A 21,342-nucleotide genomic window follows, 5' to 3' on the forward strand; every position below is an offset into this window, starting at 1 on the left:
GGTTGGATAGTCTGGAGGTAAGGCGGTGTCCGGATGACACCGGCCGATCCGGGCAGACGCCAGACCGCAGCAGACCTTACGGGCTGTGCGGGACGAGGGACGGACTCGGACGGGGCTCGCCGCGCGCAGCGCGGGATGGAACGAGACAGCTCTTCGATACCGGGAGAGGTCTCCGATGCCCGCCCACCGTTCCGCACGTCTGCCACAGCGCGAGTCCTCGAATGCGCCTGCCACGGCGGAGTCACCGGTTCCCGAGGATCTCCTGACTGTCGACGAGGTCTGCGCTGAACTGCGCATCACCCGCTCGACGTTCAACGATTGGCGTGCGAAGCAGTGTGCGCCGCCCTGTGTGCGGTTGCCGAACCGGCAGTTGCGGTTCCGGCGGTCCGCCTGGAGCGCTGGCTGACCTCGCACGAGGAGGCTTCTGCGTGACGGACACGACCTTCGATGTCCGGATCTGGGACGTGCGGGTCAAGACCGGGCGTCCGCGCAAGGACGGCAAGCCGGCCAAGAAGTCCTACATCGTCCGGTGGGTGGTCGCGGGCACGGTGTTCCCGGAGACCTACGCGAACGCGACGTTGGCGGAGAGCTTCCGTTCCAAGCTGATCGTGGCCCAGCGCAACGGCGAGGCGTTTCGGGTTGTCGACGGTCTGCCGGTGTCGATGGCACGGAAGCGCAACGACCAGACCTGGTTCAGCTTCGCGCAGGCGTATGTGGACATGAAGTGGCGCCGCGCTGCGGCGAAGTCCCGGTCCGGCAACGCGGACGCGCTGGCGACGGCGACGCTGGCGCTGCTGACGGGCCGCCGCGGAAAGCCCGACGATGCGGTGCTGCGGCGGGCCATGACGGGCTGGGCGTTCAACACTGTCCGGCGCGACACGGACAAGCCGGCGGACATCGAGGCCGCGCTGGCGTGGCTGGAGTCGAACACGGTCGCCGTGTCGCGGCTGGGGGACCTCACGACGCTGCGAGGTGTGCTGGACCAGCTGGCGCTGAAGATGGACGGGACGGCTGCCGCGGCGAAGACGGTGTTCCGCAAACGCGCGGTGGTGTTCAACGCGCTGGAATACGCGGTGGAGCGGGACCTGCTGCCGGCGAACCGGTTGCCGGAGGTGAAGTGGACGGCACCGAAGCGAGTCCGGGCGATCGACACGCGCGTGGTGGTCAACACTAAGCAGGGCCCGCAGCTGCTCGCCGCGGTGGCCGCTCAGACGGTGATGCGGGTACCGCCTGGTGCGTCCGAGCCGGTGATCGTGGCGCGGCGCTCGTCCGGGCCGCGGCTGGTCGCGTGCTTCGCGACGATGTACTACTCGGCCCTGCGCCCCGAGGAAGCAGTGATGCTGCGCGACATCGACCTGAAGCTGCCGCGGAAGGGCTGGGGCGAGTTGCTGGTGTCGGAGACCGCGCCGATCGCCGGTGCGGCCTGGACCGATAGCGGGCAGCGGCGCGACCGCCGTCAGCTCAAGCAGCGCGCGAAGGGGGAGGTGCGGCCGGTGCCGTGCCCGCCGCCGCTGACCGCGCTGCTGCAGCAGCACCTCGAGCAGTACGGCGTCGCCGAGGATGGCCGGTTGTTCCGGAGCATGGACGGCGGTGACGTCGCCGAGTCGACCCTGGCGCGGGTGTGGGACAAGGCCCGCAAGGCCGGCAAGGCCGCGCTGACGCCGGAGGAGTACCGGTCACCGCTGGCTCGCCGGCCCTACGACCTGCGGCACGCGTGCGTATCGACGTGGCTGGCGGGTGGCGTGATCTCAGCTCAGGTGGCGTTGTGGGCTGGGCACTCGGTGGCGGTGCTGCACGAGGTGTACGCCAAGGTCCTGTCCGGGCTCGAAGAAGAATCGCTGGGCAAGATCGCCCGCATCCTCGGCCTGCCCGCCGACGACGAGGACGACACAGACGGTCGATGAAGCCGTTCAGGGTGCGAGCCATAGTCTCAGCAAAGCGGCAACAACAGCTAGGACTACACCCGTCGCAAGGGGGTTTGTCGCAGCCGTGCGAAGTCGTCGTGCGGCCGCGTCGCGAGGCGAACGGGTCCGAAACCGTGCGGCGGCCGCAAACTGCGCGTGCGGTATCGCCGTTTCGCGAGCTGCAGCAGTTACCAATTCTGCAAGGTAGGCGCCAAGAATTGGACGGCGACGTTGGTCTGCCGGGTTCTCGCCGAACCACAGGAGTAGCTCGCCGACTGTTGCGCCTGCCGACACCGGTTGTCCGGTAAGGTGCGCCGTGTCGCGGGTCAGTGCCCACGCAACAGCCGCCACGCGACGTCGACGATATATCGGTCTTTTCAGACATCGAGCGAATTCCAAGTCAAGGCCCGCTGCAGAAGTGATTGGCGCAAGAGCGCATATTAGCCGCGTGCACCTCGCAGCCGATGCCAACAGTCGATCGTAGGGCGTCCAACTTATGATCGTCGCCAGTAGTGCTGCGATTACCACTATGGATGCCATGGTCTGCGGGAGCGGGGTATGTCTCAGTCCAGGTGCGTTGAAGCCGACCGAGCCGAAAGACAGTGCGACCCCCCAAAGCAAGAGGGCGATGTTCTGCCTCGAGATGGCTGACTGAATTCGAGATAGGTCAGGTGACGTAACTCCAACCCGGCGTAAGTACCGACGTTCCTGCGGTCTCATCATCGCCGTGAACAACAGGTACCTGGCAAGTCCGGGAACGAACGACGCGAACCTCGCGAACATGCGCTCCCGAGCTTCGGTGAGTTCGTCCGCCTCATCCGGGTCCTCGGCGGGCCTCTGCAGCTTTGCCGGTTCCATGCCCTCGGGGCCGTTCTGAGTGGTCACGTCAGACAAGTCGGTACTGAGGTCGTCGCTGATACAGGCTGACGCGGAACAGTTGAGCTTGCGCTCTCGTAGCGTCTTACGTCCCGTCATCGACGCCGAGCGTGCCAGGCCGCCATCGCCCTGTTTCGGGCCGTCTCCGGCTCCCCAGACCGGGGGACATCGACCCGCCTGCGCGCCGGACACCGCCCGTGCCGGGTATCGGGCAGCCAATGCCGGGCCACGCCGGTTGGCCGGACGTCACCTCCGCCCCGGGCCAGGGTGCCGCCGCCGCTTCGGCGGCTTGAGCCTTCGGTGCCCGCTCGTCTCCTTTCGCTCCGCCGGCATCCGCGCTGCTCTGACGGGACTGTCGCGCGCCGTCAGAGATTCCAACCGAATCGGGTGCCGTTACTCCTACCGAGGTCGGGACCAGTCGTCATGAGTAACATGACTGATTCATCGGTATCGCGCCTCGAAATGCCGGAACCTGCGGAGCAGCCGTGCAATCACGGTGGCTACTCGTAGTCGCTGAGCGTGTCCTGCACGGTCTGTGTGGCGGCTTCCGCGGTCATCTGGAATTGATCAGTAGGGTCAGTCAGTACCCCGATGAGGACCGTACGAAGGTGTGGCATGAAGTCAACTCCGTACGCTGCCGCGACTTTCTGTGCCGCCGGCACGACATTACGGGCGGCTTCGGCGGTAACGCCTACTCCGTAGGTGAGGATGACGGTGACGAGCTTAGCGATCACCACGTCCGTTGGGCTGAACGTGGCGGCCCACCCACTCGCGCAGGCGTACACCAGGGACGCGAGGCTGCGCGGATCGGCGTGACTACTGGGGTGATTGGCCAGCGTGACGAGCAGGGTCATGCCCTGGTCCTCTAACGTCTTCCAAGTCGCTGGCCGAGCCAAGGTCATCATCACGGTCTCGCCGAGTTGAGCTTGTCGGTTGGCGGCGGACGTCACCAAAGCAGCGGCATGCGGTAGGTCAACGACGTTGTGCTCGAACAACGTCGACAACACGTCGGCGGTCCGGACTTGCTCCAGGCGGCCGTTCTTAGTCAGTGCTTCCAGCAACGCGAGCGTTCCGAACGCGGTGACTCCGTGGGCCCGAGCCCTCGCGCGCACGACCACGTCATCGCTGTAGAGCGCGATCGTGCGCGCGGCGGCAACAGCGGCTCCGGTCCACCACGGCCCCACCGCCCCGATCTGGTTCCCGTCGTCGATGTTCGCCGATTTCGCGACAGAGATCGCGCGGCATGACTGCACGGCGTCTCCGACCGCGCGACACTGCGCGGTCATCTGGCGACGGTCGTCTTCTGGGACTGGTTCGACATGGGGTTGATCGCCGTCCGCGGTCATGCTGACCGTGATGGCACCCTGGCCGAGTCCGCGAGCATGAACCTGACTGAGTAGCACGTCGTACAAGGCTGGCGCGGCGATCAACAGATTGCTGAACTCAGGGGCGATCAGTGGCCAGAGATCGAGGACGCCGGCCGCGACGAACAACGCGGTCGTCTCCACGACCACGGAATGGTCGAGCGCAGCAGCCGCAGCCTCGACCTCCTGCCGAGATACCTCGGGGTCGGCATCCACTGCCGGTAGGAAACCGGCGGTCCGCTGAGCGAGACTGAGCAGATAGGGGCGACCGGTCGCGGCAGTGATCGCGCCAACAGGTGCTGTGCCTTGCCAGACCCGATGCAAGGCCGGTGCGGCCCTGGCGGTACTTGCGTGTAACAGCGCCGTGTACTGATCGGAGCTGATCAGCGCGGGCGGCGGTTCGTGCTGATCAGCATGCAGCTGCCACGCCTGCTGAAGACGCTCTCTGACATCCTCCAGTGCGGCATCGTCACCGGCAGGTAATGACTGCTTGAGGGTGAACAGGATTCGCCGGACCAGCTCGGCGGGCTGCTCCGGTCGCGCGGCCAGTTGCAGCGCTGCGTCGACACGATCGGCCGTCCAGTCCTGCAGCTGGTGCAAGTCAAACCATGTCGTCACCTCGACCGCGGACTGCGGGTCCGGCCTCAACTCGTCCAACGTCTGGTACGCCCGGTGGTACTGGCCTTGGTTGAACTGATTGATGATGATCATCCACGCGTACCGTCGCTGCAGTTCAGCCAGATCTTTGGCCGCAGAGACAGGAGCCATCAGCGCGTCTGCGTGCCCCATGTTGAGGTCGGTCTGGAGGTTCGTGATCTCTCGGAGCCCGTCTTGAGCGAGTCGTTCACATCGGGCCCACTCGTGTCGAACGGTGTACACGTCGATCAACTTCGTTCGGATGGCGTGTCTTAGCCGGTAAGGTAGATCCGAGCGACTGAGCAGTTCGGTGGCCTTGGTGACGAAGTCATCGGTGCGTCCAGCTCGAGTGAGAACGTCCAGGGCAAGGAATTCCAGCCGGGCATAGCCGAATCGAACGCTGGCGTCCTCGCATGCCTGGACAGCATCGTCCACGCGTCCAAGGGCCTCCAGACCTTGGACGTACTGTTCGGCGGCTGGCAGACTGGTGTCGCGCAGCCGGCGGAGCAGCGCCATGGCAGATGCTTCGCCGCCCGACGCGGCCAGTGCGCGGGCGTGCAAGACGTCGCGGATACCTGGAGACAGCAAGCCCGCGTCGTTGATTTCGTCCAGTGCGGGCAGCGGCCAGCAACCCAGCCCAGCCAGTTGCGAGCAGGCCGCAATACGCCGACCGAGGTCTTGATCGACATTGAGAACCTCGCGCCACGCCGCTTCGCGATCGGCCGGAGGCGCCCCGACCGCATTCGCTCGATGGGCGGCCAGGTTGGTGCGCCACACCGAATCGCTGCTGGCGTCAACTCCTGCGGCGAACGTGTCGCCCCTCTCGATGTCGCCGTGTCCGTAAGCAATGCGGGCGGCGCCGAGTGCCAGTTGCGGCGACGCGGCCTCACCCACGGTTGCCTCACCGTCCGGTTGTGCAGTTGCCACGCGGAAGGCCGATGCCTCGTCAGCGGCCATGATTTTGATCTGCATCAGAAGATGCGCTGCTCGGACGCTGTCACCCCGCCACCGCCGCAGCTCCGCTCGAGCCGCCTCGGCCAAGCCCGCAGCGCGCCGATAGTCAGAACCAGCGAGTGTCGTCGATGTGGTGGGCGCCCGTTTGACGAGAGCATCGGCCAGCGCGATTTGCTGATCAGGCGAGTTCGATGCGCGCGCCAGTGCCTGTTCGTGATGGTCGATCGCGTTGTCCCAGTCGCCAACCCGCATCCGCTGGTCAGCGAGAAACCGCTGGACAGTGGGTTCGCGGGCTGCTCCGTCTGGGTCCTCCAGTACCTCGGCAGGCACGGGAACCGGCCCAGGGTTGGCGCCGTGATCGAGGGAGGCCAGACCAACAGCCGCGAGCAAGCGGCTGTCAGCCACGGCGAGCGACTCGGTCAGCAACGCACGAGCACGGTCGGGGTCAGTGCCCGCCATCATCGCACCCGCGAACGCCCGCAACCGACCCGAGCCAGGCTTCCTGTCCTTCGCTCGGTCCGCCGCCAAGAAGCACTCTCCGCTGGCACGGGTTGCGCCGTAGGCGATGGCGTACTCCCCGACGGCCAGCCATGCCGCCTGCTGTTGTTCCTCGCTCCACCCATCGGTGAGCGCGGTAACCACGCGTTCGGGGTCGTCACGGCCCTCCAGAAGGGCGGCGGCCAGGTGTCGCGCCAGCGCTGGATTGGTCTCATCGCATACCAGTAGCCAGTTCCCGCACCCCGTGGGTAGACCACGCAGGAGTTCGGTCAACCCGTCCGGGGGTGCCTGGCGCGCCAGCTTGGCGAGTGCGCGGTACGACGAGGCATGGACACGTTGGCAGGCCGGCACCGAGACCTTGAACCCCTTGCCCGTCACAACAGCCGTCTCTTGGGTGACGTGCTGCCAGTACGCGGTATGAAGTGCCGGGTTGTAGAGCACCAGCAGCACAGGGTCGGCGTAGTTCAGCCAGTACTCGCGCAATCGCAGGGTGTCCTCGCGGAACACCCATCCATCCTTGGCGGGGGTCTCCTTGGTGAACCAACTGGCGCCAGCCTTGATCTGGACCGCCATCACCCGACCGCTTGGCTGTCCTCCGAACACCGGCTCAACCTGGCCATCGATGCCGAAATCGGACTCCTTCAGCGCACGGAAGATCCACTGGAGCTCGTAGTTGAACAAGGTACCGACGCCGTTGGACCCGTTGTCACCGGTGACGGAGGTCAGTGGGCGAGTCATCGCACCAGCCTATGTTCCGATGCAGACCTCAATGCAGCGACCTGCGGGCGCTATCCAGGCCTGATGGGTCGGGGCTTAGGTCGGTCCACTTGGATGGCCCGGACCATGGACACCGGCATCCGGGAGCGTGCAGCACTGGCTGTTCAGGAACGCGGCGGCGGCGAACGAACCGCGTGATTGCCCCGTTTCACTCGTGCGCTGGAGTTGGTGCTGCCGCGAGGTGGTCCGGGCCGCCAACGGGCCAGAGTCACCTCCGCGCCGGCCATGACACCGCTCCCGCTACCGTCTCGGGCACTCCCGGGCGGCAGGCCGTCAGCCCCCGTCCAGGGCCCGGCATCCGCCAAAAAGGAGACCGCGAATAGACCGCGACTGGCCGCACGTCACCGGTTTCAGCCGTACACAACCGGACATCCCGGACTAGATCGCCGTTCCAAACAAGCCTGCTCAGGAGCCTGTCTTCGCAGGTCAGAGGTGGTGCCCCCGGAGAGATTCGAACTCTCACTACACGGGTTTTGAATCCGTTGCAGCAGACGATCGGCTCGGCGATGCGTCCGACAAGCTCGGCCGTGGTCGCCGGGATGATCATGAAGGACCCGCCGCCGAGGTCGAGCGAGGCACAGGTTGGCCGGGCCGCCCTGATCTGCTGAGCGGCGACGAAGTCCTGCTCCGCGACCAGCGCCGGATGCGCAACCTTCGCCGACAGCGCCGGCATTGACGCTGGGCCGCAGGTGCCGGTGGCGCGGCGATTCCAGATCTGCCGTCCGGTGTAGCGTGGGTTCGCCAGGATCACGGCGACCGTGCGCAGTGTCCAGGCTCCGCAGGTTCGGTGGCGGTTGCGGTCTGGATCGGCGCCGGACGGGCAGGGGATACCACGCTCGTTGAGGTGCCGCGCGATGCTGGCGACGCTGTGCCCGGCGAGCCGTTGCCGGAACATCCATGCCACGTGCGGCGCGGTGCGCGGGTCAGGAGCGAGCCGTTGCAACCGCCGTCCCCAGCGGGCATTGGGCAGCGTTGGGGTGCGGGCCGGCGTCGACGAGACGGTAGCCGTAGGGTGGTCGTCCGCCGCGGTAGCGGCCTTGCTGGGAGGCCTGATTATGCATCGCGGCCAGGACGCGGTGGCGGGCGCGGAGTACTTCGCGTTGGGACTGAGTGGCCAGCAGTGCCAGCAGCGTGCGGTGGTCGCGGTTGGCGAGATCGACGGGACCGCTTGTTTCGGGCAGCCAGAGCTGGATGCCGTGCCGGGTGCACCAGGTGTAGAGAGTGGCGAACTGGGTGCCGGTGAAGGCTCGCTCGTACTCGCCAATCACGATCGCATCGACGACGGGCGCCTGCCCGGAGGCCTCGGCCATGAGCCGGGCGGCCTGCGGTCGCTGTCGCCATGGGACTCGGCGTGAGGTGCCGCATCGAAGTAGGCGACGACAATCTGGCCATGGTCGGCGATGAGGTTTTCAGCCATGTCGCGCTGCCAGCCCTGTGACGACACACGATCTTGATGTCGGGTGGTCGACGTGCGGCCGTAGAAGGCGAACCGTAGGCCGTTGACCTGAAGGTCTGTGGATGCTGCGCCGGTCTGGTTCTTTCTGTTCATCCACTGCGCGAGCAAGTCCGCAGGGTCGTCTGCTGGAGGGAGCTGAGCCGGGTGTGGTTGATGCGGATGCACGCTGGATCGATGACGAGGCTGACGTCTTATGACGGCGTGCTCGAGTTCGTTCGCCCGTTCGGCGCAGCGGATCGGGGGTGCACGGAGGCCGTATAACGACCTATGCGGCGAGGCTGATGCGATCAGCACATGGGTGAGGACGCTGGAAGGTCGGAAGATTTCGTGAGTGAAGTCGCTGGCGAACCCAGTGCGGGCATGTCTGGATGACTCCTCGACAGGTGGATATTGCGAAGCTGAACTCTTGCGCAGGGGGGCGACGCTCGCCGGACACCGCTTTTCACTCGAAGCTTGATCGAGGGTGCGGACTTGGTCGGTAGTCGCAGCGGGCCCGCGCCCGCGAACGTCCCCCGCAGGCCCCGCTCCGGTCGCGTGACGAAGGCGAACGCTAGCTGGATACCACGCATGAACGGCTGCGGTTGTGGACCAAGGGCGGCACTCGGGACATCATCCGCGACCGGGTCATCGTCAGAAATGACGCTGTCGGCGACCTCGAATGGATCATCTTTCGTCGACTGAACACCCGCCAAGCCAGGCCGTCAGCGACCGACCGCAGCTGACGATCGACCCGTTCACAGACGGCCGCCTCCAGCTCCCAAGTCTCCGGGCTGGTCTCCGGGTCGGCGGACCTCAGCTCGGGGGCGTCGGCCGGCACGGCTTTGCCCTGCCGGAGTAGCTTCGCAACGCGCCGGCACCCTGCCCGGTGTTCCTGGACCTCCAGCACTCGCGCGACCAGGTTCCCGGAGTCGACCACCGCAGTTCGGTCCTGAAGCCGTGGCCGGCTCGTCGGATCGGCGATCCAGCGGTGGTACGGGTGGCCGGCCAACCGGTGCGGGCGGGAATGGCCGGGCTGTGTGCCCACCGCGGCCTCCGGGAGCTCGGATGAACTCGAGATGGCTCCCGAACCGCCCGACGCGGCGGGGCGGCGACATCCTGGCGGGCATGTGGTCGCTGACCAGCGGGATCGGCCGGGTCGCTACCGTCGGCTGTCGGAGGTCGCTGGATGATCCGCACGACGCCACGGTTGGCGCCCGCACCGGCAGGGACCATCGTGAGTCGGCCCGTGGCCGGCGACCACGTCGGTAGCACTGTCCGGTCGGGGTGCGCGGTGAGCTCGGCGGGCTGATTCCGGTTCCGTCGGCGGCCGGCACGCTCGTCGTCTGCTTGCGAGGTCACCGGCTGATCTCTACGGCCAGCTCAAGCTCTTCAGTCATTGCTACCGGCTGCACGGCATGCTGTGCGAGGTGTGCCGCGTGCAGGAAGGCTGCGAGCCTGCGGCCCGGCGCCTTACGGAGTGGGCGCCTCGACGTCACGGTCCAGCACCCGCTCGGCACAGCGCCGGACGACGGGCTCGCACTGGTCACCCAGCCGCCGGCCGTGGGGAACGCTGGCCGGTCGGATCGAACTTCGTCTCGATGGCGCGGAGGCCGGCGCGGTGACCGCCACGCTGTGCATGAGCTGTCGGATGGTGACTCTGGATTAAGTCCACGTCGCCGCCGGCTATCGGGGCTCGGCTTTGGCAGCATGCTGGTCGCGGCCGCCGTGGATCGGGCCCCGTCGTACCGGCGGACGGCTCCGTCGCCGGATGGTCCGGCGGTGCAGTCGTTTCTTGTCCGGATCGCTTGTGCGTCGACGACATGCCAGCGTTCCTGCTCCGCGCCGTATCAGGTCTGCATCAATCGTCCCGAACGCGACGACGTCGAACCGTCAACCCGGTGACCGAAGACCTGCTGCGCATGCTCGGCCTGACCACCGCCGAAGCCCCGCGAGCTCTGCGTCCGCCCGCTGTCCGCCCTCGACGCCGCTCTGGCCGAAGCCGCACGCCGCCGCCTGAACGACCTCGCCAGCCGCCACGACGGCCATCGAAAGTCCCGTCGGCACGTCAATCCGGTCTTCGTCGATGGCGACTGCACGTTGCGTGCGGCAACGGCTGGGTCGTCGGAATGACGTGGAGGCACGCCGGTCGCCGAGGTGTGGGGCAGACCCCGTTCTGCGGTTCGCCGGCATCAACTGGCCTTCGCGGGTTTGCCGGATCGGTCGGATCCACGTGTCCGAGGGGTGTACGGCCGTGTGAACCGCACGTATCGCGCAGTTTGTGTCTAACATTGCGCGAAGTGCGCAACATGTGGCAGTGTCACCGCACAGACCTGAACCGGAGGAGGGATGGACCGTGGGGCCCTTCCTGATGCGTCGCGTGCTGTCGCTGGTGCCCGTCGTCCTGATCGTCACGGCGTTGTCCTTCGCGCTCGTCGCGGTCATGCCGGGCGACGCGGCACTGGCCAACGCCGGCATCCAGCAGAACGGCATCAGCGCGGAACAGCTCGCGACCCTGCGTGCGGAAATGGGGCTCGACCAGCCGCCCTTGACCCGCTACCTCTCCTGGCTGGGCCACGTGTTCACCGGTGATTTCGGCCGGTCCTTCCGCACCGACTCCTCCGTGGCCGACTCGGTGTTCGCGCGGTTGCCGGTCACCCTGGAGGTCGGCCTGCTCGCCATCGCGCTTGCCGTGGTGCTGGGCTGCGCCGCCGGGGTGGTGATGGCTCTGCGCGCCGGCCGCGCGTCCGATGTCCTGCTGACCGTGGTCAGCTTCGGCGGCATCGCGATCCCGCCGTTCTGGCTCGGCGCGCTGCTGGTGCTGGTCGTCTCGCTGGTGTGGGGATTGCTGCCGCCCGCGGGGTTCGTGCCGTTCTCCGAAGATCCCGCACAGCACTTCGCGCTGCTGATCCTGCCGGTCATCACGGTCGCCGTCGCGCCCGCCGCCATCCTCGCCCGGCAGACCAGGGCCGCGGTGCTGGACGCGCTCGGCCAGGAGTACGTGCTCGCGGCCCGCGCGCGGGGTGGCGGCAGCCGCCAGGTGCTGCGGCGGCACGTGCTGAAGAACGCCGCGGTGCCCGTCGTCAGCGCGGCGGGCCTGCAGGTCGGCGGCGTGCTGGGCGGCGCGATCCTGGCCGAGACGATCTTCTCCGTGCCCGGGGTCGGGTTGCTGCTGGTCGACTCGATCGCCGCACGGGACTACCCGGTGATCCTCGGCCTGCTCGTCGTGCTCAGTGCGCTGGTGCTGCTGGTGAACCTGCTGACCGATGTGGTGTACGCGCTCGTCGACCCGAGGATCCGCTATGACTGACCCGCCCCAGTTCGTGCCCGTGCCGGAACCGGACGACCCGGTCGCCGGCTCAGGAACGCTGCGCCGCACCTGGCTGCGCTTCCGGCACTCCCGGCTCGCCGTGCCGTCGGCGGTGGTGCTCGCGCTGTTCCTCCTCGTGGCGGTGGCCGCGCCCCTGATCGCGCCCTACGACCCCAACGCGGGGCAGTTCGACCGGATCTTGGAAGCGCCGTCGGGGCACCACCTGTTCGGCACCGACGCACTCGGGCGCGACGTGCTCTCCCGCGCGGTGTTCGGGGCCCGCGTCTCGCTCGTCGTCGGGCTGGGCGCCGTGCTCGTGGCGTTCGCGGGCGGGCTGGTCATCGGCCTGCTCGCCGGCTACACCGGCCGCTGGGTCGACGAGGCGCTGATGCGCGTGATGGACGCGGGGCAGGCCTTCCCCGGCCTGATCCTCGCGTTCGCGCTGACCGCGGCGCTGGGCCCCAGCGCCACCACGGTGGCCTTCAGCGTCGGGGTCGTCGCGATCCCCGCGGTCGCCCGGGTCGTGCGGGGGCAGGTGCTGGTCGTGCGCGAGCTCGACTACGTCTCCGCCGCGCGCGTGCTGGGACTGCGCAAAACGCGCATCCTCGCGCGCCACGTGCTGCCCAACGCGGTCGGTCCCGCCATCGTGCAGGGCATCGTCCTGCTGTCCTCGGCGATCCTCACCGAGGCGGCGCTGAGCTTCCTCGGCCTCGGTGTGCAGCCACCCGAGCCGAGCTGGGGCGGTCTGCTGCGCGACGGCTACGACTCGCTCGCCGCGGCGCCGTGGATCTCGACCGCGTCCGGCCTGGCCGTGCTCGTCAGCGTGCTCGCGATCAACTTCGTCGGCGAAGGGCTGCGGGAGAGCCTCGTCGACGCCTGACCCGCCGCGCCACCGCATGTTCAAAGGAGAACTTGTCTTGTCCCGTCCTTGGCTTCACCGGTGGCCGCGCGCCGCCGTCGCGGCCGGTCTCGCCGTCGCGCTCGTGGGCTGCTCCGCGATCACCCCGGCCGGCGAGCCCGTGCAGGCCCCCGCCCAGCCCGTGCGTGGCGGGACGCTGGTGGTCGGCAGCGTCGGCAACAACTGGACGACGCTCGACCCGCTCACGACCAACACCTCGATCGGCCCGTACTGGTCGATGTACGAGCCGCTGTTCGAGTACCGGCCCGACGGCGCGGGCAAGTCCGCGGTCGCGCCGAAGCTGGCCGTCTCCGGGAACCTCGACGACCCGCTGCGGCCGGTGATCCATCTGCGGACCGGCGTCACCTTCCACGACGGCACGCCCTTCGACGCACAGGCCGCGGCCTGGAACATCGAGCAGATGCGGCACCTGCCGGGCTCCACAGCGGCCCGGACACTCGGTGACGTCACCGGCGTCGAAGTCGTGAACGCCGACACGATCGCGCTGACGCTCAAAGCGCCCAGCCCCTCGATCTTCGTCCGCCTCTCGTCGTCGGCCGGGCCGGGGCGGGCGATGGTGTCGCCCACCGCGGTGCAGGCTCACGGCCGGGAATGGCTGGCCCGCAACGAGGCGGGCACCGGCCCGTTCACTTTGAAGAAGTTCGTGCCCGACACCCGCACCGACGTCGTGGCTTACCGCGGGTATTGGGACACCGGCGCGGACGGCGCGAAGCTGCCTTACGTCGACGGCATCGCCTACGAGCTGCTGCGCGACACCAGCGCCGCGATGCTGGGCCTGCAGGCGGGCTCGGTCGACGTCGTCGCCGGCCCGACCAAGGCGATGCTCGACCAGGCCGCCCGGTCGAAGACGGTGCGCGCGGTCGAGCTGACCACCTCCAACAGCTATCCGGGCACTTTCGGGTTCAACGCGACCCGTGCGCCGTTCGACGACGTGCGGGTCCGGCAGGCCGCGCAGCTGGCGATCGACCGCCGGACCCTGGTCAAGGTCGTCTACCCGAACAGCTCCGAGCCCGCCCAGCTGCCGCTGTGGAACGACTCGATGCCCGGCTGGTCCGAGGGGCTCGACCACGTCTACGACTTCGACCTCGCCAAGGCCAAGCGCCTCGCCGGCGAGGCCAGGCTGGCTCCGGGCACCCGCGCCACGCTGATCTACCAGTCCCGCGAGCCGGACGCCACCATCGCGCAGGTCTGGAAACAGATGTGGGCCGAGATCGGCATCGACCTGATCACGACGCCGCTGGAGGAGACGGTCTTCGAGTCCCGGCTGGCCGCGGGGGACTTCGACGTCGCGACGTGGAACTGGGGCACGCCCCTCACGCCGGACCTCGCCGCCGAGTACCTGCAGGCCGGTGGGCGGCAGAACTGGGTCCACTACGACAACCCGGCGGTCAACGACTTGTTCGCTCAGGCTTCCGGCGCCGGTGGCGAGACCGGGCAGGCGGACCGCTACGGGAAGGCGCTCTCGGCCGTGATGCAGGACGCGGTGTACGGCGTCGTGCTGCGCCAGTCGCCGTACGTGTTGCAGCGCGGTGCCGTCGGCGGCATCCGCGAGATCTGGGGTGGACAGGACATCACCCGGGCCTACAAGGGGCAATCATGACCAGAGCGGTACCGGACGCGCTGCGTGCGTCCACAGAGGACACCGGTGACCTGCTGGCGGTCACGGACCTGCGCGTCGGCTACACCCCACGGCCGGGCGCGACGGGCGGGCCGGTACAGGCCGTGCGCGGCGTCGACCTGACCGTCCGGCGCGGGCGGGTGCGGGCCCTGGTCGGCGAGTCCGGGTGCGGCAAGAGCGCCACCGCGCTGGCCGTGCTCGGCTTGCTGCCGCGGACCGCGACCGTCGAAGGGTCGATCCGGCTCGACGGGCGCGAGCTGGTCGGGCTGGGGGAGCGGGAACTGACCGCGGTCCGCGGCCGCGACATCGGGATGATCTTCCAGGACCCGAGCCTCTACCTCGACCCGCTGCAGCGCGTCGGCAGGCAGATCGCCGAGCCGCTGCAGCACCACGAGCACCTGTCCCGGGCCGACGCCCGCGCGCGGGCGATCGAGCTGCTCGACCTCGTGCGCGTGCCCGACGCGCGTCGCCGCGTCGACCAGTACCCGCACGAGTTCTCCGGCGGCATGCGCCAGCGCGTGATGATCGCGTCGGCACTCGCGTGCCGCCCGTCGCTGTTGGTGGCCGACGAGCCCACCACCGCGCTCGACGTCACCGTTCAGGCGGAGATTCTCGACCTGCTGCGCGACGTGAGCGCGGCGTTCGACAGCGGGGTCCTGCTCATCACCCACGACATGGGCGTCGTCGCCGACCTCGCCCACGATGTCACCGTGATGCGTGGCGGCGAGGTCGTCGAGCAGGCCGGTGCCGTGGACCTGTTCGCGACCCCCTCGCAGCCCTACACGCGCGAGCTGCTCGGAGCTGTGCCGCGGCTGGGCACCGGTCGGTCGGTCGCGGCACGGGAAACCGCGGCGGTCCCGGACGCGCCTCCCGCGCTGGAGCTCGAAGAGCTGTCGGTCACCTACCGCCGCCGCCTCACCTCGCCCGCGTTCCGGGCCGTCGATGGCGTGAGCCTTACGCTGCCCGCCGGGAGCGTGCTCGGCTTGGTCGGTGAGTCCGGCTCGGGCAAGTCCACGATCGCCCGCACCGTCGTAGGCCTGAATCGGGCCAGTGCGGGACGGGTGCTGATCGCGGGCCAGGACGTCACGCGGCTGCGCGAGCGCGAACTGCGGTCGGTGCGACGGCGCTACGGCATCGTGTTCCAGGACCCGGCCGCGTCGCTCAACCCACGCCAGACCGTGCGTGACACGCTGGTGGAGAGCGTCCGCAGCCGGGGAACGGTGAGCGCGCGCGACGCGCGGTCACGCGTGACCCGGCTGCTGAACGACGTGCGGCTCGACCGCGCCTTCCTCGACCGCTACCCGCGGGAGCTCTCGGGCGGGCAGCGGCAGCGGGTCAGCATTGCCCGCGCGCTCGCGCTCGATCCCGAGCTGCTGATCGCCGACGAGCCGACCTCGGCCCTGGACGTGTCGGTGCAGCGGACCGTGCTGGAACTGCTGCGCGAGCTGCAGCGCGAGCGCGGGTTCGCGTGCCTGTTCGTCACCCACGACCTCGCGGTCGTCGAGTCGCTCGCCGACCACGTGGCGGTGCTGCGCGGCGGCAGGCTCGTCGAGCACGGCACCACCGCTCAGGTGCTGTCCGACCCCAGCGACGACTACACCGCCCAGCTCCTGGCCGCGGCGCCGGTGCCCGACCCCGCCGCGCAGGCGGAGAAGCGCCGCCTGCGCGCGGCTCGCCGTCTCGAGCAGAACTGATTCGGAGGACCTTGATGACCGACGACCTGCCTGACGTGCCCCTCGACGGCCTCGTACGGGCGCACCCGCACCTGCCGGGGGTCAGCTCGGCGTTCCTGCCGCCGCCCGGCCCGCAGAGCCACGCCTCGTTCCTGTGCGCGCTGCCCGGCGGCGACCTGCTGTGCGCCTGGTTCGGCGGCAGCAGCGAGGGAAACCCTGACGTCTCGATCCACCTGGCCCGCCGCCCCGCCGGCAGCGACCGGTGGTCGGCTCCGCAGCAGGTGTCCGACGACCCGTCACGCTCGGAGCAGAACCCCGTGCTGCACCACGACGGCGAGACTCTGCGGCTGCTCTACACCGCACAGGAGTACGGCAGCCAGGACACATCCGTCGTCCGCTCGCGCACCTCCGCCGACGGCGGGCGCACCTGGGGGCCGGTCACCCAGCTGAGCCCGCGGGAGGGCCTGTTCATCCGCCAGCCGGTGGTGACGACCGCGGCGGGCACGCAGCTGCTTCCCGCGTTCGACTGCCGGGTGGTGCCCGGACGGTCCTGGAAGGGCGACGCGGACGTGAGCCTTGTCCTGCGCTCCACCGACGGCGGGCGGACCTGGACCGAGCACCCCGTGCCCGACAGCACCGGCTGCGTCCACATGGACATCCTCGACCTGGGCGAAAACCTGCTGATCGGGCTGTTCCGCAGCCGCTGGGCCGACCGCGTGTACCGCAGCGAGTCCCGCGACGACGGCCGGACCTGGTCCGCGCCGATGCCGACCGAGCTGCCCAACAACAACTCCTCGATCCAGGCCGTGACGCTGGCGTCCGGGGCGATCGCGCTGGTGCACAACGACGTCGACGCCGTGACGGCGCCGCCGGAGGCGGTCTCGGACGACATGATCAAGCGAGTGGCCGAAGGCGCGCCGGTCGAGCTGGACCGCGACGCGGTGTGGGGCGTGCGGCGGGTGCCGCTCACCGTGTCGGTGTCCGAGGACGCCGGGCGCACCTGGCGGCGGGCCTGCGTGCTCGAGGCGTCCCGGGAGGATCCGGGGGCGGCCGGCGGTCCGGCGGTGCTCTACGACGGCACGCCGGGTGACCGGGAGATGTCCTACCCCACGGTCGTGCGCCGCGGCGACGAGCTGGAGATCGCCTACACCTGGGCCCGGCGCGCCATCCGCGCCGTGACCCTGCCGGTCACGCTCCTGGGCTGACCGGGCTGGCGGCGGTTCCGTTCGGGCGCGTGGTGATCACTTCGACGCCGCGCGCCACGAACGGCGCCACGGCGGCCGGGTCGGCCTTGTCGTCGGTCACCAGTGTCCAGCTGTCGGGCAGCCGCGCCCAGGCGTGGAACGGCCGGCGGCCCAGCTTCGCGGCGTGGGCCAGCACGTAAACCCGCGTCGCGCGGGCCATCATCAGCTCCTTGAGCCGGGTCTGCGCCAGCTCGGCTTCGCAGATTCCGTCCTGGGCGCTGACGCCGTCCGCGCCCAGGAACACCCGGTCGAAGCTCAGCCGTTCCAGCGAGGCTTCGGCGAGGGGCCCGACGAAGCCGCCGGACATCGGCCGGAAGGTGCCGCCGAGGCATTCCACGCGCACGCCTTCCGCGCCGCCCAGTGCCTCGACCACGGTCATGCCGGTGGTCGCGACCGTGAGCGGCGAGCGCTCGCGCAGCTCGTGCGCCAGCGCGGCGACGCTCGATCCCGCGTCCAGCAGCACCGTCTCGCCCGCGCGGATCTGTGCCGCGGCCCACCGGGCCATGCCGAGCTTGGCTTCGAACGCCTCACCGGTGCGCTGGCGCAGCGGCTCCTCGGGGTGCGCGGCGACCGCCATCGCCCCGCCGTAGGTCCGGGCGACCTCGCCCTGCTCGGTGAGCAGGGCGAGGTCGCGCCGGATCGTGGAGGGCGTCACCCCGAAGACCGTGGAGAGTTCGTCGACGCTCGCCAAGCCGGTGGTGCGCGCCATGCGGACGATCTGCTCACGACGACGGCGCGTACTCACAGCCATGGATTACCTTCCCATCCCGCAGCCGGTCAGGCCGCCGGGCCCGTGGCGGACCGGCGGGTGGCCAGCGCGGCGGCCTGGCGCAGCGCCTCGACCATACTGCGCGGGTCCGCGCGCCCGGTCCCGGCGATATCGAACGCCGTGCCGTGGTCCACCGACGTCCGGATCACCGGCAGCCCCACGGTGATGTTGACGCCCGCCTCGATGCCCAGGACCTTGACCGGCCCGTGCCCTTGATCGTGGTACATCGCCACGATCAGATCGTAGTCACCGCGCCCGGCCAGGAAGAAGGCCGTGTCGGCGGGCAGCGGACCCTCGGCGTCGATCCCGTCGCTGCGCAGCACCTCGAGCGCAGGGATGATCTTTTCCTCTTCCTCGCCGTAGCCGAACAGCCCGTTCTCACCCGCGTGCGGGTTGATCGCGCACACCCCGATCTTCGGCGCGTCGACGCCGGCGCGGCGCAACGCGTCATAGCCGCGCCGCACGGTGCGCTCCACCAGCCCCGGCTCGATCACCCGGATCGCGTCGACCAGCCCGAGGTGGGTGGTCACGTGGATGACGCGCAGCGTCGGCGTCGTCAGCATCATCGACACCTCGTCGGTGCCGGTGAGGTCGGCGAGCATCTCGGTGTGCCCGGCGTAGACGTGGCCGCCCGCGTGCAGTGCCTCTTTGTTCAGCGGGGCGGTGCAGATCGCGTGCACCTCCCCGGCGACGGCGAGCCGGGCGGCGGCGGCGACGTACTGGTAGGCCGCGTTCCCCGCTACCGGCGAGATCCGACCCCAAGGCAGGTCTTCGGGCAGCAGCCCCAGGTCGATCACGTTGATCCGGCCCGGCGTGAACACCGCGTCCGCCACCTCGCCGACCGCCACGACGTCGGCGTCGCGCTCCAGCACCGCGGCCGCGCGGCGCAGCCTGGCCGCGTCCCCGATCACCACGGGCCGGCACATCGCGTACGTTTCCGGGGCCAGGAGCGCGCCGACGACCACCTCGGCGCCGATACCTGCCCCGTCTCCCATCGTCACCGCGACCACAGGGCCGAGTCCAGCGGTACTCATCGTCCTCCTTGTCCGGCGCGGCCCGATTCGGACGGGCCGTCCTGGTTCATGTCTTGTAGGTGACCTGCGCGCAGGGTGCGCGCGATGGCGACGAGCGAGTCCGGATCGCCGAAGCTGCCCGGGCGCGTCACGACGGTGCGCCCGTCGGGAGCCCGGTTGACCACCGCGCCATGGTGCACCTGGCGCAGCGGGCGGAGCTCGGAGATGCCGAGGACATCCAGGGTCCGGCGGGCGGTTTCCCCGCCGGTGAGCACGAGGTCGACCGGTGCGGGACTGTCCTGCAGCGCTTGAAACACCAGCGCGGCCAGCAGCTCGGACACCCGGGCCTCGCCCACGAAACGAGGCGACACCGCGAGCACGGCCGTTCCGGTGCGCAGCGCCGCGGCCAGCTCATCGCGAGCCGGTGCGACGGATGACGCGTCGGCGTCCACGGCCACCACCCGCGCACCCGAGTCGTGCAACCTGCGGACCTGCTCGCGCGCCGACGGAGCCGCCGTGCCGACCACCACGAGCAACGGCGCACCGCAGTTCTCGCCCGCCTCGCCACCCGGGTCGGGCCACGCTGCGGCCCGTCCCGCCGCGGCGGCGAGACCGGCCGCGCCGACGAGGGTCGCCCCGGCCACCCTTGCCGCGGCGACGAGAGCATCCAGGTCGTCTTCGCGCTCCGCGTCGCCGACTATGACGCGGCCGGCACGGTGCGCGGTCAGCATTTCGTCGGCCAAGCGGGGACCGCGCACCACCGGCAGGCCGAGCACCCGCGCCGGAAGGCCGACGGCCGCGGCGACCGACTCAGGGGCTTCGCGTGATTCCGCGGCCCAGGCCGAGGTGTGGTGCAGCGGGACGCCGTCGACGTGTACTACTCCACTTCGGACGGTCCGCCCGGCGACCGGCAAGGCGGGAGCGACGACCACGGGCCGCCCCAGCGAGCGCACCTCGCCGACGACAGCGCCGACGTGCCCGCGCAACAGTGAGTCGATCTTGACCAGCACCTCGCGGTCGGCAGCGTGTGTGGCCAGTGCTTCTCGCAGTCCCGCCGCCGCGACCGTTGCGTCGTCCGCCCGCGAGTCGAGGTCGAGGGCGAGGACCGCGGCGGCCCGCGCGGCGGAATCGGAGCCGGCGGACAGCCGGAGGAGCGTGGGGCCGCCGTGCGCCGCGGCGGCCTCGGCGGCGCCGGACACGTCGTCCGCGAGCAGCAGGACCCGCGGCGCGGTCGTAGCCACCAGGTACCCTCCTCAAGTCGCGCATAATGTGCAGTACGCGGTGATTCTTGCGCAGATCGCGCAAAAATGCCAGAGTTACCCGACACAGTGAGTCCATCCGCAGGAGGAACCGATGACCGCGTCCGATACCGCCGCGACGACGCTCGACAGGCTGGTCGGGCCGACGCGGCTGGTGCTCGGCACGATGACGTTCGGCGACACCGCCGACGTCGCCGCTGCCGCCCGGATGGTCGACACCGCGCTCGACGCGGGCGTCACCGGCATCGACACCGCCAACGCCTATGCGGGCGGCACCACCGAGGAGATCCTGTGCGACCTCCTGCGCGGGCGCCGCGACCGCGTCGTGCTCGCGACCAAGGCCGGAATGCCGCACCCCGACATCGGCGAGCACTCCCCGCTGTCGGCCGCCGGGCTTCGCGCCGCCGTCGCGGGCAGCCTGCGCAGGCTCGGCACCGAGCACGTCGACCTCCTCTACTTGCACCAGCCCGACCGCGATGCCCCCATCGGCGAGACCATCGAGACACTCGGCGAGCTTCTGCGCGAGGGCCGCATCGGCGCCTGGGGCATCTCCAACTACGCCGCGTGGCAGGTGGCAGAGCTCAACCACGCCGCCGCGGCCGCCGGGGTCCCCGGACCGTCCGTCGGCCAGCAGCTCTACAACCTGCTCTCGCGGCGGATCGAGGAGGAGTACGTCGAGTTCGCCCGCACCACCGGGCTGCCGACCATCGTCTACAACCCCCTCGGTGGCGGGCTGCTCACCGGCAAGTACTCCTTCGACCAGCCCGCGCGGGGCGGGCGTTTCGACACCTCGCGCGTGGCCGCCATGTACACCGACCGCTACTGGAATCGCGCTCTGTTCGACGCCGTCGGGCGGCTGTCGGCGATCGCCCGCGACGCCGGGATCGGCCTCGTCGAGCTGAGCCTGCGGTGGCTGTGCGGGCGCCCCGGCTCCGACGCGCTGCTCCTGGGCGGCTCGCGCGTCGAGCAGTTGCAAGCCAACATCGACGCGGTCGCCCGCGGGCCACTGCCCGACGACGTCATCGCGGCGTGCGACGAAGTCGGCGACGCACTGCGCGGCCCGATGCCCGCCTACAACCGATGAGCCCAGGAGATC

General features: G+C 69.8%; 14 protein-coding genes. 7 read left to right on the top strand and 7 right to left on the bottom strand.

Annotated features, from left to right (window positions below):
• Positions 1–428: 428 nt before the first annotated feature.
• Complete coding sequence (locus ACZ7OU_RS47900) at positions 429–1,904, top strand: tyrosine-type recombinase/integrase (protein WP_470260392.1); 1,476 nt, start codon at positions 429–431, stop codon at positions 1,902–1,904.
• A gap of 1,376 nt (positions 1,905–3,280) precedes the next feature.
• Here the strand turns inward: ACZ7OU_RS47900 and ACZ7OU_RS47905 are convergent.
• The 4 genes from ACZ7OU_RS47905 to ACZ7OU_RS47920 form a co-directional block, all read right to left on the bottom strand.
• Positions 3,281–6,970, bottom strand: coding sequence for a DUF4365 domain-containing protein (locus ACZ7OU_RS47905; protein WP_470260393.1), 3,690 nt, complete (start codon positions 6,968–6,970; stop codon positions 3,281–3,283).
• A 247-nt stretch (positions 6,971–7,217) separates the two neighbouring features.
• Positions 7,218–7,904, bottom strand: a complete 687-nt coding sequence (locus tag ACZ7OU_RS47910; RefSeq protein ID WP_470260581.1) for a recombinase family protein — start codon at positions 7,902–7,904, stop codon at positions 7,218–7,220.
• A gap of 28 nt (positions 7,905–7,932) precedes the next feature.
• Positions 7,933–8,319: a hypothetical protein gene (locus ACZ7OU_RS47915; RefSeq protein ID WP_470260394.1), complete on the bottom strand. Its 387-nt coding sequence runs from the start codon at positions 8,317–8,319 to the stop codon at positions 7,933–7,935.
• The gene (locus ACZ7OU_RS47920; protein WP_470260395.1) at positions 8,274–8,573 is read right to left on the bottom strand and encodes a hypothetical protein; all 300 of its coding nucleotides are present in this window, start codon (positions 8,571–8,573) and stop codon (positions 8,274–8,276) included. The genes ACZ7OU_RS47915 and ACZ7OU_RS47920 overlap by 46 nt, the downstream gene beginning before the upstream one ends.
• A gap of 2,224 nt (positions 8,574–10,797) precedes the next feature.
• On the opposite strand from ACZ7OU_RS47920, the gene ACZ7OU_RS47925 reads away from it, so the two are divergent.
• From ACZ7OU_RS47925 to ACZ7OU_RS47945, 5 genes are read left to right on the top strand one after another with little or no spacing between them, the layout of a single operon-like run.
• A complete protein-coding gene (locus tag ACZ7OU_RS47925; protein WP_470260396.1) occupies positions 10,798–11,751 on the top strand; it encodes an ABC transporter permease in 954 nt (317 codons plus the stop codon).
• Positions 11,744–12,631 carry an ABC transporter permease gene (locus tag ACZ7OU_RS47930; protein WP_470260397.1) on the top strand — a complete coding sequence of 296 codons (888 nt, stop codon included), beginning with the start codon at positions 11,744–11,746 and terminating at the stop codon, positions 12,629–12,631. The genes ACZ7OU_RS47925 and ACZ7OU_RS47930 overlap by 8 nt, the downstream gene beginning before the upstream one ends.
• Before the next feature lie 37 nt (positions 12,632–12,668).
• Positions 12,669–14,270, top strand: coding sequence for an ABC transporter substrate-binding protein (locus tag ACZ7OU_RS47935; RefSeq protein ID WP_470260398.1), 1,602 nt, complete (start codon positions 12,669–12,671; stop codon positions 14,268–14,270).
• Positions 14,267–15,982 (top strand): dipeptide ABC transporter ATP-binding protein, encoded by a 1,716-nt coding sequence (locus tag ACZ7OU_RS47940; RefSeq protein ID WP_470260399.1) that lies wholly within the window; start codon positions 14,267–14,269, stop codon positions 15,980–15,982. The genes ACZ7OU_RS47935 and ACZ7OU_RS47940 overlap by 4 nt, the downstream gene beginning before the upstream one ends.
• 14 nt (positions 15,983–15,996) lie before the next feature.
• Entirely contained in the window at positions 15,997–17,166 is a 1,170-nt protein-coding gene (locus tag ACZ7OU_RS47945; protein ID WP_470260400.1) for a sialidase family protein, read from the top strand.
• Here the strand turns inward: ACZ7OU_RS47945 and ACZ7OU_RS47950 are convergent.
• Genes ACZ7OU_RS47950 through ACZ7OU_RS47960 form a run of 3 tightly spaced genes read right to left on the bottom strand, consistent with a single transcriptional unit; the run spans position 17,150 to position 20,228 of the window.
• Positions 17,150–17,956, bottom strand: a complete 807-nt coding sequence (locus tag ACZ7OU_RS47950) for a DeoR/GlpR family DNA-binding transcription regulator (RefSeq protein WP_470260401.1) — start codon at positions 17,954–17,956, stop codon at positions 17,150–17,152. The two genes, ACZ7OU_RS47945 and ACZ7OU_RS47950, sit on opposite strands and share 17 nt — an antisense overlap.
• 26 nt (positions 17,957–17,982) lie before the next feature.
• Positions 17,983–19,008 (bottom strand): 4-hydroxythreonine-4-phosphate dehydrogenase PdxA, encoded by a 1,026-nt coding sequence (pdxA, locus tag ACZ7OU_RS47955; RefSeq protein WP_470260402.1) that lies wholly within the window; start codon positions 19,006–19,008, stop codon positions 17,983–17,985.
• Positions 19,005–20,228 (bottom strand): four-carbon acid sugar kinase family protein, encoded by a 1,224-nt coding sequence (locus ACZ7OU_RS47960; protein WP_470260403.1) that lies wholly within the window; start codon positions 20,226–20,228, stop codon positions 19,005–19,007. The genes pdxA and ACZ7OU_RS47960 overlap by 4 nt, the downstream gene beginning before the upstream one ends.
• Positions 20,229–20,340: 112 nt before the next feature.
• Here ACZ7OU_RS47960 and ACZ7OU_RS47965 point away from each other — a divergent pair, with 112 nt between their 5' ends.
• The gene (locus tag ACZ7OU_RS47965) at positions 20,341–21,330 is read left to right on the top strand and encodes an aldo/keto reductase (RefSeq protein WP_470260404.1); all 990 of its coding nucleotides are present in this window, start codon (positions 20,341–20,343) and stop codon (positions 21,328–21,330) included.
• The last annotated feature ends 12 nt before the right edge of the window (positions 21,331–21,342 follow it).

This window comes from Amycolatopsis sp. NPDC114505 (assembly GCF_055633615.1).